Source organism: Paraburkholderia sp. A1BS-2L (genome assembly GCF_051125205.1).
Lineage (GTDB): Bacteria > Pseudomonadota > Gammaproteobacteria > Burkholderiales > Burkholderiaceae > Paraburkholderia.
This window is the reverse complement of record NZ_CP120431.1, coordinates 762570-778240: the sequence shown is the minus strand read 5'-3', so window position 1 is coordinate 778240 and position 15671 is coordinate 762570. Positions and strand designations below refer to the sequence as shown.

Genomic DNA, 15671 nt, shown 5'->3' with positions numbered 1-15671 from the left:
AGCTATTGGAGGAGTAGGGCTAGCTTAGTGGGTGGCGGTGGTATTGATGAAGTTTATTTGGTGAATGAGTGAGCATTCATGTTGGTAATGATTCTCGGGCAAGTTCAACGTGGCCTGCGTAACCTGTAAGACATATCGGGGCGATTGATTCCGGAGGGACGCGTGGAGAGGAAGGCACTGAAGCCGAGCCGGCCATGGCTGCCGAGTTCAATCGGTTTCACGCCTTCGCGATGGAGTACGAGACAGACCTCATACTCGAGCGTCATGCCGACCAATAGATACAGCATGCGGGCAAGCGCGAGCGAGCGCTCCGAACCAGGGAGGAATTTGTCGTACTGCGCGGCCGTTAGCGGCTCGATGACCAGACGCACGCGCAGGTTGCGCAGCCAGATCCGCTCTCCGGCTAACGCGGTCGCGCCAAGGACGATATTGATTTGCCCGAGTTGCGATTGCCGAACGGGCGGTAAATCGTACATATGGCCGACAAATTGCTCGATGCGGACGCGCACATCGAAGTAATCGGACAGCGTGCGCTGCAGGTAATACGCCGAGACGGCGCGATGGCGTGCCACTGTGCCGTGTCCTGCGACCGCATCGCCGATGAGCGCGCCGGGTTGGCTGTGCAGCATCTGCTGCGTGCTGGCGTCGGCGATGCCGGCCAGCGATTGCAGAATCGGCAAATAGCGCTCGTTTCGGTCGAGTTCGTAGTGGTGGGGCAGCCGGTACTTCTTCCATGCGGCGTAAAAGTGGGCTGTCGCGCGGTTTGAGAAGATGTCGAGAAACGCACGGCCGGAACGGTCGCGGTTAGCATGCTCTTCGTTCGTGATTTGTTCGGTATAGCGTAGGGGCAGTGCGCCCTGGCTGCCGAGCAGGCCAAAGAAGGCTGGGGTGAGGTCGACGCGGAATACCTCGGAGGCCGTATGTTGCGACGTGTCGGTCAGACGTTCGCCAGCGACGTTATACGACACGATTTGCTTGATCTCGCTGGGTGGAAATGTGGTCGATAGCGTCGTGCGAAACGTGATTCGGTAGGCGAGTGCGTCGCGTGGCCGTGCTCCGCCGTGCTCGACGAACCAGCGTTCGAGCAGGCGCACCGCGTTGAAGAACTCGAAGCGCCAGGGCTCGGTTAGTAGGTGGTCGAGAGGAGAGGGGGCTTGGGGCTGGGGTGGCATGGGGTGTATTGGTTCAGGCGGGTGAGCTTTGGGCGATGGTGTCAGCCTTTGAATGGTTCGAGGTGCAGCAGCAGTGGCCGACGGACTGCGGTTGTGTCTGGCTACACCGATGAAATCAGACGGGCGCCGCATTCGGTGGGGTCATCGTGGTATGCAACCCGCTTGCCGTGGTGACTACGTTGACCGATCTCAGGCAGGATTCTGAATTTCCCGTTACATTTAGGACACCACGTCAAATCGTCCTGCAAGGCAACTGGGACCCCCATCGCCATTATCTCGTCGCACGCGGTGATGACTTCACCGCCATGCGTGGTTTTGTCGTGAAGGCGAATAACGCCTCGACCGTGTTCGTCTTTCATTTGCGGTTCTCCGTGTTACGCGCTGGAGGCTATTGCCTCTTCCTGCTGGAGGGATTCGAGCATTGCGAGCCGCAGGCTTTCGCCCGCGTAACGCGTGCGGTATTGCAGATAGCCACCGCTTTCCCATGGCGCGTTGCGCAGAGGCGCGGCGGCTTTCGATGTGAATGGCTTGAAGCCGGCGTATGAGTCGTGGCAGTACGTGCTGAACAATTTCAGCTCATCCTCGCCGGGCCTGCGCTGCATGATCCGGTCAAGGATCTCGCGCCGCTCCTTCGGCGGGATCGGCATGTCCTGGGAGAGTGGTGTGCGTGCGGGTTTGGAACCGTTCTTGCCGAAGAGCCGGCTGCGCAGCGATGGCTTCCGGGAGCAGGCTTCGTTTTGGGCGTTGTCGGCTTGAGTAGTTGCGCTGCCGTTTTCGCCGATGTTCTTCAGGAATATTTTGTGTGCGCCGAGCAGATCATTCTGGTCGGCGCAGCCGGCGCTTTGCACGAACGGCAGCGTGTCGTAGGCATGGCGGTACTCGTAGCGCCACGCGAGAATATCGATCAGGCAGTCGGTGATAGCGCGCATTCCGGTGCCGTTGGCCTGAATGAAGGCGTCGTAGTCGGATTGAAGCTGCTCACCGATCACGAATGCGTCCCAGCCGTCACGGATGGTCGCGTTTCGAATATCGATTGGTACTTTGGCCGCTTTGGCCGCCAGATACATCATGTTCAGTGGTATGCGGGCCAGCTTGTTCTCATGAACCTGTCCGCATTTTTGTGGGCGAGGCGGTTAAAGGAATCGTTACCCGCGCGCCTGCGTGAATCGATCACCAAACAGGATAGCAAACTGGTTCATGGCCGACTTCCAATCGAAGGCAGCGCGAACAGATTTTGCCAGGACATTGCGTAGCGCCAGCCAGAGCAGCTTGATGGCAGCCTCGTCGTTCGGGAAGTGGCCGCGGGTCTTGATGATCTTGCGTAGCTGCATGTTCAGACTCTCAATGGCGTTCGTTGTGTACACAACGCGCCGGATCTCCGGCGGAAACGCGAAGAACGGCGTGACGTGCTCCCACGCGCGCTGCCACGACTGCACGATCATCGGGTATCTGAGGCCCCAGGGACCATCAGCAAACGCCTGCAGCGCCTGCTGCGCGGCCTGCTCGCTGGCGGCGGAGTAGACCGGTCGCAGCGCCGCCGCAAGGGCCTTGCGGTCCTTGTAGCTGGCATAATCCAGGCTGTTGCGGATCAGGTGCACGATGCAGGTCTGCACGGCCGTGCGGGGGTAAGCGGTGCCGATTGCGTCGGCCAGTCCCTTCAGGCCGTCAACCACCGCAATCAGGATGTCCTGGCAGCCACGGGCCTTCAGTTCGTTGAACACCTTGAGCCAGAACTTCGCGCCTTCGGTCTGCTCGATCCACAGGCCCAGTACATCGCGCTGGCCATCGGCCTGAATGCCCAGTGCCAGATAGACCGCCTTGTTGCTGACCACGCCGTCGTCGCGGATCTTGACGCGCAGGGCGTCGAAGAACACCACCGGGTACATCGCATCGAGCGGACGGTTCTGCCAGGCCAGCGTTTCGGCCATCACCTCGTCGGTGACCGAGCTGATGAAATCAGGCGACACCTCGGTGCCGTAGCTTTCGGCCAGAAAGGCCTGAATCTCGCGCACGCTCATACCGCGCGCGTACATCGCGATGATGCGCTCGTCGAATCCGGTGAAGCGGCGTTCGTGTTTGGGGATCAGGATGGGTTCGAAGCTGCCGTCACGGTCGCGAGGCACCTCGACGCGCACGGGGCCGCGATCGGTGATGACTGTCTTGCCACTGGCGCCGTTGCGCTCGTTGGCTTGCCCGGCCGGTTTGGACTGGCCCGGTGGGTAGCCCAGATGCAGGTTCATCTCTGCACCCATTGCCCGCTCGATAACTGCCTTGTTGAACGCCAGCATCAGGTCCTGCACCTCGGCCGGCGTCATCGGCCCCTTGACCAGCTCGTCCAGCAGCGCCTTGGGCAGTTCAGGCAGCGGCCCTCGGGCCGCTGCCTGAGACGCCACCGTACGTTTCTTTTTCATTGGCATATCCATGACTTTTACCTCTCATGATATGCCTCACCCACAAAATGCCGGATAGGTCCGTTCTCATCGTCTCCGCCGTTCTTGCCCTGTTCTCCAGGCAGGTACCCACCACCGAGATCGGAGTGCATCCCCGGAAAGCGGAACTGGCGGCAGCGCGGCGGCATCACATCGCCAGGCGTGTGCACGTCCTCCAAGGGAAACGATTCGCGCTGCTGCTCATGCATCGCGACATAGTGCTAGCAGTGACGTACACGTGGAGAAATACGCAGATTCCTTGTTTCGCCCCAAGCCTCATGGCCGTTGGTCCAGCGGCTCGCTGCCGGCCCGAGGCCGACGGCGGCCACCGTGTCGAAGATTCCGAGAAAACGGATATGCGTATTGACCTGCGCGAGCGTGTCGCCGTCGCAACATTCATCGAGCCAGTTGCAGAACACGCGCGCCTCAGCCGCGCCACGGCTGAAGCCGAACACATCGATAAAGACCTCGACCAGCTTCGGAGAGGGTATTTCGTCGATTTTTTGCGCGAGTTGTGCGAACTGCTGTTTCAGGAACGTTGTCCGGTGAGAATGGCCATTGAGGGTAAGCAGTCCGCCCTGGTCTTTCATGCCTACCTTGTCCAGCGCCCGTTGATCGGCTGGCGAAAGGGTGTTGGGAGTGCCGCCTTCTACGCCGGTCTGGATCGACAGCCATGCGTTGCTGCATAGCGCCTGGACGGTTTGCCGCTCGATCATGGGCGTGTCATAGTTGTCGAGTGACTGGTGCATGACGTTAAGCACGTGTAGCAGGCCGAATACGATGCGCGCGTCGCCACCCGCGCCAAAGCCCATTCCCAGCATGCTTGGCCCTTTCTCGCCGATCTGGGGAAATGGCGTGCCGACGCCGCGAATATAGACCGGGTAGTAACCTTTCAGTTTGTTTGTCGGATATGCCCGGTACAGGCGCGCGACGTTGCTGTCTTTTTTAGCGCGAGTTGCGTCCCCCCTCCCTTACCTGACTCGTCCCAGTCCTGGTTATTGCCGGTGCCATCGAAGAACACACCGATATGGAGTGCAAATTCGCATTTTTCCGGACGGTATCTCATGGTTTGTGTCGTTGCGGTCACACCTTCTGTGTTGCCCGGGTGCGCGGCGGCCTGCAACAGGCTGATATCGTCGCTCATTGGCTGGGTGCTCCTGCGTCACGATGAGAAGTAGTCGTGGTGCTTTTTTGAGGCGCGCACTCAGGCAAGCCTGGCGACACCTGGCAGCGTCGGGCGAAGCGCGCGGCACGCATGCTTTGATCGGCATTTCTCAAGCATTCCTGGGATTCGTAGCTGGTCTTTATCGATGCGCATTGAGGCAGATAACGGCGCGCATCCGCGCGTTGGTCATCGAGTATTTTTTCATTCTCCTGCTTCATGCAGGTCGCCGGATCGGACACGCTGGCACACCGCTGTTTGATGATCCGGGCATCCAGTAGCCGCTCATCCCAGTCACGGCTTTCAGTTCGTGCCGGATACATATACCAAGGCTCCTTCATCGGAATCGGATCGTGAGGGCCGGGGTAATCGGGTGCGCGCGGCCCATGATCGGCGACCACCACACGCACGGTGCCGTTGGCAAGAAAATGCACCCAGAGGTCGCCGCCGTCTTCCGGGTAGGGTTCGACCGGCACATCCGCTACGTATGTGCTGCCCTTGTCGTGCTGCCAATCCCGCACGTCCCAGACCACATGCACCGTCATCCCTGGACGCCATTTGACCGGCAGGAGAGGCGCAGACACACCTGCATTACCGGTGCCGGCCTGCTGACCCGCCGCGCCGTTGACCCAAAAGTCAGTGACGCTCAGGTTATCGGCGAGGTGGTCGATACCGCCCATGGAGTAGCCAAATTTCTTTTCTTTTCCGGCCGACTGGCAGGCTGCCAGCCCAGCCAGCAACGTAATACCGAGCGCCGCCAGCCATACACGGAATTTCCGGTTTGTCATCGTCTTGTGCCCTTTTCAGTTTGTCTAAACCGCGCGCCATTTCATCAGTTCATACCATTGCCCCGCGGCTCTGGATGACTCGACCTCGAGACCCGGCACCACGGTGATTGGGGCGTGGCGCGCTTCCGACACCCGCAGCGGGGCCAGCACGACGTCATGAACGGTGCGGAAAACGCATTCTGTTTCGCCTATCTTGTCGGACTTCAGCTCTGATCCGCGCGCGATAACGGGCGGCGGCGCCGTTGCGGCAGCCGCCGGGCGCCGGCGAACTGCGCAATCGAGCACGCCGGAAAGGGCCGAAGATAATGCGGGTAAAGTGCTTCGAGCAGCGCATCGGTAAACTCGGGATAGTCGTCCTCGATTTTCTTGCTGATGCGCGCGCCAAGAAACGCGAACGATTCGATCAGGCGCTCGACATGTGGATCCTCTACATGCTCGCCGATGATCCCGAGCCGGCCCGCGGTTTTCGGGTAGCGCCGCGCAAAATCGGCCGAATAGCGCCGCAGGAACGCCAGTTCACGCTCGTAATAAGGCAGCAGTTCATCCATCGATAGCACCAGGGCGCCTGCCGCCGGCACGGCTGACCGAGTATTGGCCCGTCGTGGCCTGAAATTGCGCGTCGAAGCTGACCGGCTCCCGCGCCGGGTGAACCACCAGCATGGCCTTGATGGCGAATTGCAATCCACCGATAGACTGCGGACGCTGCTCCAGCGTTACCTCGGCCCCCACCAGACGGGGCTCGTGCCGCTTGATGGCCACCCTGATGGATTCGCCGATGGCATCGCGAGCTGCGGAGTTCGAGAGACTGAGCCCGGTGAAATCGTTCAGACCGTAGGTGAGAATCGATTTGGTGCATTCGGGAAATCGGGTCATGTACTCCTCTGAAAATATCATGCGCGTATTCAGAATTGATTCGATATTCCGCGCCACCGAATTCTTGAGTTCATCGAGCGATATCTTGCGTACCGTAGATGAATCGGGCGCGTTATAAAAGAGCTTGTCAAACAGGTCTGGTTCGAAGCGCATGGTCTTGTTGCCGGAACACGGCAGAGGAATACCCTGGAACAGCCGGGAGCAGTTAATCGAATTTTATTAATATCGTGCGATATCTGGCGTCATAGTACGAATCATTTATCCAGGCGATCAATATTCTCCGGATAGATAATCCTCAATTACTGCGGCATGCCAAGCAAAGCGAAAATAATTATATCCATGACAAAATAAATAATGGAAATCGTTGAATTGTATTCAACCCTATGCTTGGGTCGATAATGATTGCCGCTGTGGGGCGTTGTCGTCACTATTCCACTAGCCGTCACGGCTAGCGAGTGAGAAGTGGTCTGCGCGATTGCAGACCGGATTGCATGGTCGTATGCTGGGTGTCACGCTCGGTGGCTTCGAAACAGGCGCCGCCGCAACGGCGCCTTCAGGACAGCCCGTCTTCCCCCCTCAATTCACGTCGCGCAACTGCACCTCCGCCGCCTCCAGCACCTGCGTTTCCTCCCGTTCCCGCTCAAGCAGCGGATAAGCAAGCGCGCAGATATGCGACTGAATCCGCACGAGATCGCGCAACACGTCCAGATGCAGCGAACTCGACGCAATGCTGTCCGGCAGGCCATCGCGCAGCCGTTCGAGGTGCCGGTCGCGCGCCGCGCGTTCGAGCCGCCGCAGCGCCTGTTTGTCGGCGATAAGTTGCGCGGCGGTCTGCGTGCGGCCCGAGACCAGCAGCGCCTGGGCGCGGTGGAAGCTGTCGGTCACCGAGCGGTGCATCATGCTCAGTTCCTCCGCGCCCTCGGGTGAAAAGCTCAACTGCATCTTGATCTTTTTCTGCGCGTTCTCCAGCAGGTTTTTGTCGATGATGTCGCCGATATGCTCGAGGTTGATCACGGCTGTCATGATCGCCGAAGCCCAGCGCCGGTCCTCCTCGGTCAACGGTTCGCGCGTGATGTCCGTGACGTAGCGCTTGATCGCATCGTGCAGCATGTCCACGGAGTCGTCGCGGTCCGCCAGTTCGCTGACCGCGCGGCGGTCGTTGGCGAGCAGCACCGGCACGCTCGCGCTCAGCATCGCGTCGACGATTTCGCTCATTCTGATGACTTCGCGCGCCGCGCACGCAAGCGCCTGGGAGGGCGCCTGCAAGGCATCCATGTCGAGGTAGCGCGGCGAATCGGAATCGTCGGCTACGCCGGGCGCGGGCAGCAACCGCTCGAGCAGCCGCGACACCGGATCAAGCACGCCGATGAACAGCACCGCAATGCCCACGTTCACGCCGGTATGGAAGTTGGCGATCGCGTGGCTCGCGTCGCCGGGCATGCGCTCGAGCAGTTGCGCAAGCGGTGTGCACAGGCCGAGCAACAGCAGGCACACGCCGCCGCGCAGCAGCAGGTTGCCGGCGGGCAGCCGGCGGCGGCTGCGGTCGTCGCCTTTGGCGGCTTCGAAATACGGGTTGAGCGCGCTGCCCACGTTCGCGCCCAGCACCATGGCGATGGCGCTGTCCATCGGCACCGAATGGAGGTTCGCAAGCGACATCACGAACAGCACGACAGGAATGCTCGAATGCGCGGCCCATGTGAGCAGGCAGGCGAGCGCGGCGTTGAGCACGGGTTCGCCGGCCAGCGCGCCCAGCACCGTGCGCAGCGCGGGCGCGCTCTCGGCGGGCTGCACCGTGGAGACGAGCAGGGTGAGCGCGAGCAGCATCAGGCCGAGACCGATCAAGGCGCGTCCGATGTCACGGTTGCGCGAGCCCTTGCCCTTTTCGAACATGCCCATGCCCACCAGCAGGCAAGCCGGCGAGATCCAGCTGAGATCGAGCGAGAAGGCCTGCACGATCAGTGTCGAGCCCACGTTCGCGCCGAGCATCACAGCAAGGCCGGTAACGGGCCGCATCAGCCCGCGCGCTGCGAATGACGACGCGATCATGCCGGTCGCCGTGCTGCTCTGCAGCGCGCCGGTGATGGCGAGCCCCGCGAAAAAAGCGTTGAAGCGGTTGCCGAGGCTCTTCCCCATGAAGCGCTTGAGCGATGCGCCGTACGCGCGCATCAGTCCCGATTCGACCATGTGCAGGCCCCACGTCAGCAACGCGACGCCGCCTGCGAGATGAAGGACGATCAGAATCACGGGTTCCTCCCTGTGCTTTTTTTGTGCCTGCAGCAACCTGCGTGCCCGCCGTGATTGCCCTTTGCGTTCCCTGCCAGCTATCTCCCTGGGTATCCTGAGCGTCTTAGCGCACCGCGGCCTTGTTCGAGATGCGCGAAAGCCCGAGCAGCACGAGCAGCGTGGCTGCACCAAGGACCATCGTGAACGTCGATGCATCGAAGATCGCCCCGCGGTCGGAGAGCGCGAAGATGCCCACGGGCAGCGTCACCCATCCCGGCGGATAAATCATCAGCGTAGCGCCTAGCTCGCCCATCGAGAGCGCGAAGCTCAGGCTGAACGATGCGAGCAGGTAGGGCGCAACGAGCGGCAGCGTCACGCGCGTGAGCTGGTAGAACGGTTTCGCGCCGAGGCTTTCGGCCACCTCGCCATATTCGGGCGCGACCCGCGCGAGCCCTGCCGAGACGTTGCCGTATGTGAACGCCGAGATCAGCAGGAAATGCGCGAGGAACACGATCGTGGCCGTGCCGTTGAGCAGCACCGGCGGCTGGCTGAAGGCCACCAGCAGTCCGAGACCGATCGAGACCGAGGGCACCGCGCTCGGCACGAAGAAGATCACGTCGAGCACGCGCTTGGACATGCCCTTCATGCGCTTGAGCGCGAGCGCGGCCCACGTGCCGCTCACGAGTGCCGCGGCGCTCGCCAGCGCGCCGGTGAAGACGCTCACGCGCAGCAGTTCGGCGGAATCGCCGTGCAGCGCCCGCGTGTAGTGCGAAAGCGTGAAGTGGCTCGGCAAAATGCCGTTCCATTGCCCGCTCACGCTCGCGAGTGCGATCATCGCGACGGGCAGCCCGTAGATCGCGCAAAACAGCAGCGCAGCGACGCTCCACGTCGACATTCTTGCCCATCTAGCCCAGAGCAGCACGGCGACCTCCGAAAAGTGACAGGACAGTGCGATAGCAGGCATAGAGCCCAAGCGACAGCGCGATGTTGATGACGGCGATCACGCATGCGGTGGTGTAGTCGAACTCCTGAATCGCCTTGCCGTAGATGAGCAGCGGCAGCGTGATCACGTCCTTCGCGCCGATGAACAGCACGATGCCGAACTCGTTCACGGTGAGCAGCAGGCAGAGGCTGCCGCCCGCAAGCAGCGCGGGCAGCGCCGCCGGCAGGATGATCTGCCGGATGATGCGCAGCGGCTTCGCGCCGAGGCTGCTCGCCACTTCGATCTGCGCGTTGTCGATCTGCGAGAAGCAGGCGAGCAGCGGCCGCATGATGAACGGCGTATAGACCGTGATTTCCGAGAGCACGACGCCCCATTGCGTGTACAGGAAGTCGAAGGGCGGGAGGTTCAAATGAAAGATCGCCATCAGCGACTGGTTCAGCAGACCGGCCGATCCGTACACGAACGTGAATGCGAGCGCGACCAGAAAAGTCGGCAGCGCGATGAAGGTGTCGATCAGGCGCCCCACGAAGCGCGCCCCCGGAAACGGCACGAACGCGATCACGAGCGAGAACACGAAGCCGAGCACGAGACAGCCCGCCGATGCGCACACCGCAATCGCGATCGTGTGATAAAGGCCGCTCAGAAACTGCCGCGAATGCAGCACCGTGGTGAAGTTCTCGAGCGATAGCGTGTGCGTGTCGCCGCCCAGCGCCTGCGCCACGATCAGGCCGAATGGGTAGAAGAAGATGGCCGCGAGCACGACGAGCGGCGGCGCGATCCACAGGTTGCGCGCGAGCGCCCTGGCCGCGCCGGCGCGCGCCGGCGGCGGCGCTATCGCGAGATCGGCGATATCAGACATGGCCTTCGCCCTCCGGTACGAGCGTGACGTCCGCCGCATCGAAGTGCACGGGCAGCACGGCGCCGGGTTCGGGTGGGCTCGACAGCGGCGCTCGCGTGAGGCGCAGCATCTCGTCGCCCACTTCGAGCATCACGCTGTGCAGCTCGCCGAGCCACTGCACGCTGCGCACGACGCCCGTCACGCTGTTGGACTTCTGCGCGCGCGGCTCGAAGTGCAGGTCGTGCGGCCGCACGCATACGTAGCAGGCGCTGCTCGCGGCCAGGTTGTGATGGTTGCGTCCCTCGATCACGAAATCGCCGCAACGCACGCGTGCGAAGCCATCGTCGAGCGGCTCCAGCTGGCGCGCCGGCAGCACGTTCGCGCGGCCGAGGAACTCGGCTGCGAAGCGGTTCGGCGGATGCCGGTACAGCCCCTGGGTGTCGCCATAGGCCACGAGCTTGCCGTCGCGCATGATGCCGATGTGATTCGCGAGCGTGAGCGCCTCGGTCTGGTCGTGCGTCACATACAGCACGGTCAGCGAGGGCAGGCTGCGGTGCAGCTTGGCGAGCTCGTCGAGCATCGAGCGGCGGATCTGCGCGTCGAGCGCCGAGAGCGGCTCGTCGAGCAGCAGCACCTGCGGCCGGATTGCCAGCGCGCGGGCAATCGCGACGCGCTGCTGCTGGCCGCCCGAGAGCTCGCGCGGGTAGCGCTTCGCATACTTGGACATCCCCACGAGCCCGAGGCACTCGGGCACGCGTGCGCGGATCAGGTCAGCTTCGGCGCCGCGTGCGCGCAGCCCGAAGGCGACGTTGTCCTCCACGCGCATGTGCGGAAACAGCGCGTAGTTCTGCACCACCATGCCGATATTGCGCGCATAGGGCGGCAACTGCGTCACGTCCTTGTTGCCGATCACGATGCGTCCCGCGCTCGGCTGCACGAAGCCCGCGACGGCCCGCAGCGCGGTCGTCTTGCCCGAGCCCGAAGGGCCGATGAGCGCGACGATCTCGCCAGGCTTCACGGTGAGCGTGAGCGAATCCAGAATTGTCTGCCCGCCGTATGCCACCGACACATTTTCGAAACCGATGCCGCTCGCGCCTTGCGCGAGAGAAGCCGGCACCGGGGAGGCTTGCTGCTGCCTCCGTTCCATGGTGAGGGAATTGGCCATGAGTCGCTCGATCAGTTGCTGGAAATCGCGTGGTTGTATTTCGCCACGTCGGCTTTCAGGTCGCGCATGACCTGATTCCAGTCGGGCGACCAAACGTCGACGCCCTGCATCATGGCGTTGAGCGTCTTGAAGTTGTCGTCGGTGGGATGCACGTCGGTGCGCACCGGCATGCCGTAGGCGGTCTTGCTGACCTCTTGCTGGGCGGCGGCGCTCAGCAGGAAGTCGATCAGCTTCTTGCCGTTATCGGCATGCGGCGCACCGGCCACGAGCCCGACGTAATAGGGCAGCGAGAAAGTCGTGCGCTTGCCATCGGGACCGGCGGGGAAGAACACCTGGATATTCGGGTTCTCGCGCATCTGCGAGAGGTTCATCTGCAGGTCGCCGTTGGCCACGTAGAGCTCGCCCTTGTTCACGAGCGCCGTGAGCTTGCCCGTGGAGGCGGACGGCCCGAGGTTGTTCACCTGGAGCTTGCGCAGATAATCGAAGCCGCTGTCCTTGCTGCCGAACGCGTGAAAGGTTTGCAGCATGAGCGCGGTGCCGTCACCGGCCTGGCCCGGCGTGGAGTACTGCACCTTCTGCTTGTATTGCGGCGCGAGCAGATCGGAATAGGCTTTAGGCGGGGTCTTGAGCACCGCCGAGTTGTAGATGAAGGTCGGATAGTTGTCGACCATCGCGACATACATGCCCTTCGGATCCTTGTCGCGTGCCTCGATCTTGTCCGCGCCGGCCGGCGTGTAGGCCTGCAGCAGACCATCGGCGGCGGCCTTCTGCATGAACGGCGGCAGCGTCACGAGCACGTCGGCCTGAATGTTCGACTTCTCCTTGCCGAGGCGGTCCACCACGCCGCTCGAACCGGCTTCGATGTATTGCACCTTGATGCCGGTGGCTTTCGTGAATGCTTCGAATTGGTTGCCGTACCAGCTCGGCGTGCCGTCATGAAGGCCGTCCGCGCTATAGATGGTCACGACGTTGGATTGCGCGTGGACAGCGCCCGCTGCGAGCGCGAATGCGCAAGTCACCGCGGCGATCAGTTGAGTCTTCATATCCATCCTTCCTTGCGTTGGGTTTGGATGCTGGGAAAATCTCGTGTGTTCTTGCAGTTCTGCCGTGTGACAACAGCGTGGCAATGTTGCCTGTTCGATTTGTTGGGGACCAGCCAGGGTTACTGCGCGGCCGTGCCTGGAGCATCAGCAGAGGCCGCGCAACACGTGCTTCGTGAGTGCCTTATTCCCAGGGCATCGACCACGTTCTCACGTTCGTATAGCTCTTCATGGCCTCGACCATGCCTTCCTTGTAGCCGTTGCCCGAGTCCTTGATGCCGCCGAACGGCGACATCTCCGTGCGATAGCCCGGCACTTCCCAGACGTTCACCGTGCCCACCTCCAGCTCCTTGACGAAGCGCGTCGTATAGTCGAGCCGGTTCGTGCAGATGCCCGAAGAGAGGCCGTATGCCGTCGAGTTCGAGATGCGGATCACCTCTTCGATGTTGTCCGGCACGCGGATGATCGGAATCACCGGGCCGAACGTTTCTTCATGCACGAGCTCGCAGTCGTAGGGCACGTGGTCGACCACGGTGGGCGCGAAGAGGGCGCCGCGACGTGGTGCGCCGTACAGCACGCGTGCGCCGCGCGCTTCAGCGTCGGCCACGCGGCGCTCGAAGAGTTGCGCGGCGGCCTCGTTGATCACGGTGCCCACGTCCACGTTCGGATCCATCGGGTCGCCGCACTTGAGCTTCTTCGCGTGCACGAGCACACGCTCGACGAATTCGTCGGCCACGCTCTCCACCACGAGAATGCGCTTGACCGCCGTGCAGCGCTGGCCCGAGTTCTTGGTCGCGCCCGTGACCGCGAGCTGCGCGGCGCGCTCGAGGTCGGCATCTTCCATCACGATGAGCGGGTCGTTGCCGCCGAGCTCCAGCACCGTGCGGCGATAGCCGGCGTTCTGCGCGATGTACTTGCCCACGCGCACCGAGCCCGTGAAGGTGATCAGGTCGCAGTGCGGGTCCGTGATCATCGAGTCGCCCATGGTGCGCGGATTGCCGGTGACCACGCTCAGCATCTCGGGCGGCAGGCCCGCTTCGTAGAGCACGTCGGCGAGCGCGAGCGCGGTGAGCGGCGTGAGCTCGGTGGGCTTGAGCACGACGCGGTTATTGGTGGCGATGGCTGGTGCGAGTTTGTGGCTCACCATGTTCAGCGGGTGATTGAACGGTGTGATGGCCGAGATCACGCCGAGCAGCGGCAGGCGCGTCGTGAAGATCTTGCGGTTCTTGCCGTTCGGGCTGATGTCGCACGAATAGATTTCGCCATCGTCCTTGATCGTGAGCTGCGCGGCGAACGACCAGACATCGTAGGCGCGGCTCGCTTCATAGAGCGAATCCTTCCAGCAGAGCCCCGATTCGGCGGTGATGAGCCGCGCGAAATCTTCCTTGCGATCGCGCAGCGCCTCGGCCGTGGCTTGCAGGATGCGCTGACGCTCGAAGCGCGTGAGCGTCGGCTTGTAGGCATGGCCTTTGGCAAAGGCCTCTTGCACATGCTCGGGACGACCCGCCGGCACGGTGCCGACGACTTCGTTGCTGTATGGGTTCAGGACTTCGATCACTTCGTCGGTCGCGACCTGCCGGCCGGCGATGCGCATGGACTCCTGCTTGAATGCGGGTTTCGTCATGACGTTCATCGCTACCTCGTTCCGTGTTTCGGTTTCGGTGAGTTTTTCGTTGGCTGTGCTTTGGCCTGCATGCGCCGTTCGCCCAGGCGCGGCGGCATGCAGGGTGGGGCCGTTGCTTGTGGTGCTGGTCGCGCCTGTAGTGGATCAAGCGATGGCGGTTTGCACCACGCAGTTCAGCGCGACGTCGAAGATGTCGAAGTTGCGCAGCGCGCGGCCCTGCGGCCAGTCGATCTTGCGGTTCACGAGCAGCGGCACGTCCTGCTCCGAGAGCCCCCCGTGCGAGCGCAGCGGCTCGGTGAGTCCGGAGAAGTCGTGGCGCGCCGCGCTCGTGCCGAAGACCTTGCTGCGAGTACCGACCACCACGATGTCGCCCACACGGTCGGGCGGCAGCTCGAAGCGCTCGCAGGCGGCCGCGTTGTCGAGCGCGAGCTCCACGCCATCGGTCTTGCGCAGGCGTTCGAGGAGCGCTGCCGCGTCCGCGCCTTCGGGCAGATAGACGGTGGCGAACGAGCCGAGCGCGCCGTGGTGCGCAACGTAAGGGTCGGTGATCGGCAGGATCACACGCGCCTTGCCCTTGCCAATCCACTCGTCGAACAGGTCCTGGAGGTAGAGCACGTCGGGCTCGCCGTTGGCGCGATGCTTGTCGTTCATGCCGTGGTCGGCGGTGATCGCGAGCACGCAGCCGGCCGCGTCGAGCTGGCCCACGTAGTGGTCGAACATCGCGTAGAAGTCGTTGGCCTTCGGCGCGCCGGGCGCGGCCTTGTGCTGCACGTAGTCCGTTGTCGAGAGATACATCAGGTCGGGGCGGAAGGTATCGAGCAGCTTCACGCCCGCCGCGAACACGAATTCCGAGAGGTCGGCCGAGTACACGTCGGGCAGCGGCTTGCCCACGAAGGCCAGCACGTCGCCGATGCCGTTGGCCTCGCGCGTGGCCTGGTCGGCCTTTTCGGCGGAGAACCCGATCGCGCGGCCGCTCGAAAAATCGAGCCCCTTGCCCAGCAGCGTGCGCAGCTTGTCCTTGGCGGTCACGACCGCCACTTTCGCGCCGGCTCTAAAGAAGGTCTCGAAGATGGTGGGCGCGCGCAGGAAGCGCGCGTCGTTCATCATGACTTCTTCGCCACTCGTGCGGTCGTAGAAGTAGTTTCCCGCAATGCCGTGCACCTTCGGCGGGCGGCCCGTGAGGATCGAGAGATTGTTCGGGTTCGTGAAGCTCGGGATCACGCACTGGGCGATGCGGCTCGTGCCGGTGCGCAGCAGCTTCGCGAGGTTCGGGGCGCATCCGGCCTTGACGGCCTCTTCGATATAGGCGGGCTCGGAACCGTCGAGGCAGATCACCACGACGGGCGCGGTGGGGAAGCGGTATTCGCGGCCATTCACGGCCAGTGCGTTGTCGTTCAGCGTGCTCATTGCGTTT

General features: G+C 62.7%; 15 protein-coding genes and 1 pseudogene. All 16 read right to left on the bottom strand.

Going from position 1 to position 15671, the window contains the following annotated elements:
* Positions 1-104 precede the first annotated feature (104 nt).
* The 16 genes and pseudogenes from tssG to phnA all read right to left on the bottom strand — a co-directional run bounded on the left by tssG (position 105) and on the right by phnA (position 15664).
* On the bottom strand, positions 105-1172 hold the full coding sequence (gene tssG / locus P5W98_RS33320; protein ID WP_421028798.1) for a type VI secretion system baseplate subunit TssG: 1068 nt from the start codon (positions 1170-1172) through the stop codon (positions 105-107).
* 101 nt (positions 1173-1273) lie between these two features.
* A complete protein-coding gene (locus P5W98_RS33315; protein WP_421028669.1) occupies positions 1274-1531 on the bottom strand; it encodes a PAAR domain-containing protein in 258 nt (85 codons plus the stop codon).
* Positions 1532-1546: 15 nt separating this feature from the next.
* Entirely contained in the window at positions 1547-2242 is a 696-nt protein-coding gene (locus P5W98_RS33310) for a hypothetical protein (protein ID WP_421028668.1), read from the bottom strand.
* A gap of 75 nt (positions 2243-2317) precedes the next feature.
* The gene (locus tag P5W98_RS33305; RefSeq protein WP_421025294.1) at positions 2318-3589 is read right to left on the bottom strand and encodes an IS256 family transposase; all 1272 of its coding nucleotides are present in this window, start codon (positions 3587-3589) and stop codon (positions 2318-2320) included.
* 233 nt (positions 3590-3822) lie between these two features.
* Positions 3823-4422 carry a hypothetical protein gene (locus P5W98_RS33300; RefSeq protein WP_421028667.1) on the bottom strand — a complete coding sequence of 200 codons (600 nt, stop codon included), beginning with the start codon at positions 4420-4422 and terminating at the stop codon, positions 3823-3825.
* A gap of 71 nt (positions 4423-4493) precedes the next feature.
* Positions 4494-4745, bottom strand: coding sequence for a hypothetical protein (locus P5W98_RS33295; protein ID WP_421028666.1), 252 nt, complete (start codon positions 4743-4745; stop codon positions 4494-4496).
* Complete coding sequence (locus tag P5W98_RS33290) at positions 4742-5551, bottom strand: DUF3304 domain-containing protein (protein ID WP_421028665.1); 810 nt, start codon at positions 5549-5551, stop codon at positions 4742-4744. The genes P5W98_RS33295 and P5W98_RS33290 overlap by 4 nt, the downstream gene beginning before the upstream one ends.
* Before the next feature lie 60 nt (positions 5552-5611).
* A pseudogene (locus tag P5W98_RS33285) lies at positions 5612-6099 on the bottom strand (type VI secretion system baseplate subunit TssF); the annotation flags it as partial.
* Complete coding sequence (tssE, locus tag P5W98_RS33280) at positions 6092-6577, bottom strand: type VI secretion system baseplate subunit TssE (protein ID WP_421028664.1); 486 nt, start codon at positions 6575-6577, stop codon at positions 6092-6094. The pseudogene P5W98_RS33285 and the gene tssE, both read right to left, overlap by 8 nt.
* 423 nt (positions 6578-7000) lie before the next feature.
* On the bottom strand, positions 7001-8668 hold the full coding sequence (locus tag P5W98_RS33275; RefSeq protein ID WP_421028663.1) for a Na/Pi cotransporter family protein: 1668 nt from the start codon (positions 8666-8668) through the stop codon (positions 7001-7003).
* Positions 8669-8771: 103 nt separating this feature from the next.
* Positions 8772-9542, bottom strand: coding sequence for an ABC transporter permease subunit (locus P5W98_RS33270; protein ID WP_421028662.1), 771 nt, complete (start codon positions 9540-9542; stop codon positions 8772-8774).
* 10 nt (positions 9543-9552) lie between these two features.
* Complete coding sequence (locus tag P5W98_RS33265; RefSeq protein ID WP_421028661.1) at positions 9553-10449, bottom strand: 2-aminoethylphosphonate ABC transporter permease subunit; 897 nt, start codon at positions 10447-10449, stop codon at positions 9553-9555.
* A complete protein-coding gene (locus P5W98_RS33260; RefSeq protein WP_421028660.1) occupies positions 10442-11593 on the bottom strand; it encodes an ABC transporter ATP-binding protein in 1152 nt (383 codons plus the stop codon). Before P5W98_RS33260 ends, P5W98_RS33265 begins: the two co-directional genes overlap by 8 nt.
* Before the next feature lie 11 nt (positions 11594-11604).
* Entirely contained in the window at positions 11605-12636 is a 1032-nt protein-coding gene (locus tag P5W98_RS33255; protein ID WP_421028659.1) for a 2-aminoethylphosphonate ABC transporter substrate-binding protein, read from the bottom strand.
* 181 nt (positions 12637-12817) lie between these two features.
* Entirely contained in the window at positions 12818-14266 is a 1449-nt protein-coding gene (gene phnY, locus P5W98_RS33250) for a phosphonoacetaldehyde dehydrogenase (protein WP_421028658.1), read from the bottom strand.
* A gap of 135 nt (positions 14267-14401) precedes the next feature.
* Positions 14402-15664, bottom strand: a complete 1263-nt coding sequence (gene phnA, locus P5W98_RS33245; RefSeq protein ID WP_421028657.1) for a phosphonoacetate hydrolase — start codon at positions 15662-15664, stop codon at positions 14402-14404.
* Between the last annotated feature and the right edge of the window lie 7 nt (positions 15665-15671).

Excerpts from the sequence above, each read along its gene's own strand:
- tssG (WP_421028798.1), bottom strand. The coding sequence starts at position 1,172 with ATGCCACCCCAGCCCCAAGCCCCCTCTCCTCTCGACCACCTACTAACC.
- P5W98_RS33315 (WP_421028669.1), bottom strand. The coding sequence starts at position 1,531 with ATGAAAGACGAACACGGTCGAGGCGTTATTCGCCTTCACGACAAAACC.
- P5W98_RS33310 (WP_421028668.1), bottom strand. The coding sequence starts at position 2,242 with ATGATGTATCTGGCGGCCAAAGCGGCCAAAGTACCAATCGATATTCGA.
- P5W98_RS33305 (WP_421025294.1), bottom strand. The coding sequence starts at position 3,589 with ATGCCAATGAAAAAGAAACGTACGGTGGCGTCTCAGGCAGCGGCCCGA.
- P5W98_RS33300 (WP_421028667.1), bottom strand. The coding sequence starts at position 4,422 with ATGCTGGGAATGGGCTTTGGCGCGGGTGGCGACGCGCGCATCGTATTC.
- P5W98_RS33295 (WP_421028666.1), bottom strand. The coding sequence starts at position 4,745 with ATGAGCGACGATATCAGCCTGTTGCAGGCCGCCGCGCACCCGGGCAAC.
- P5W98_RS33290 (WP_421028665.1), bottom strand. The coding sequence starts at position 5,551 with ATGACAAACCGGAAATTCCGTGTATGGCTGGCGGCGCTCGGTATTACG.
- tssE (WP_421028664.1), bottom strand. The coding sequence starts at position 6,577 with ATGCGCTTCGAACCAGACCTGTTTGACAAGCTCTTTTATAACGCGCCC.
- P5W98_RS33270 (WP_421028662.1), bottom strand. The coding sequence starts at position 9,542 with ATGTCGACGTGGAGCGTCGCTGCGCTGCTGTTTTGCGCGATCTACGGG.
- P5W98_RS33265 (WP_421028661.1), bottom strand. The coding sequence starts at position 10,449 with ATGTCTGATATCGCCGATCTCGCGATAGCGCCGCCGCCGGCGCGCGCC.
- P5W98_RS33260 (WP_421028660.1), bottom strand. The coding sequence starts at position 11,593 with ATGGCCAATTCCCTCACCATGGAACGGAGGCAGCAGCAAGCCTCCCCG.
- P5W98_RS33255 (WP_421028659.1), bottom strand. The coding sequence starts at position 12,636 with ATGAAGACTCAACTGATCGCCGCGGTGACTTGCGCATTCGCGCTCGCA.
- phnY (WP_421028658.1), bottom strand. The coding sequence starts at position 14,266 with ATGAACGTCATGACGAAACCCGCATTCAAGCAGGAGTCCATGCGCATC.
- phnA (WP_421028657.1), bottom strand. The coding sequence starts at position 15,664 with ATGAGCACGCTGAACGACAACGCACTGGCCGTGAATGGCCGCGAATAC.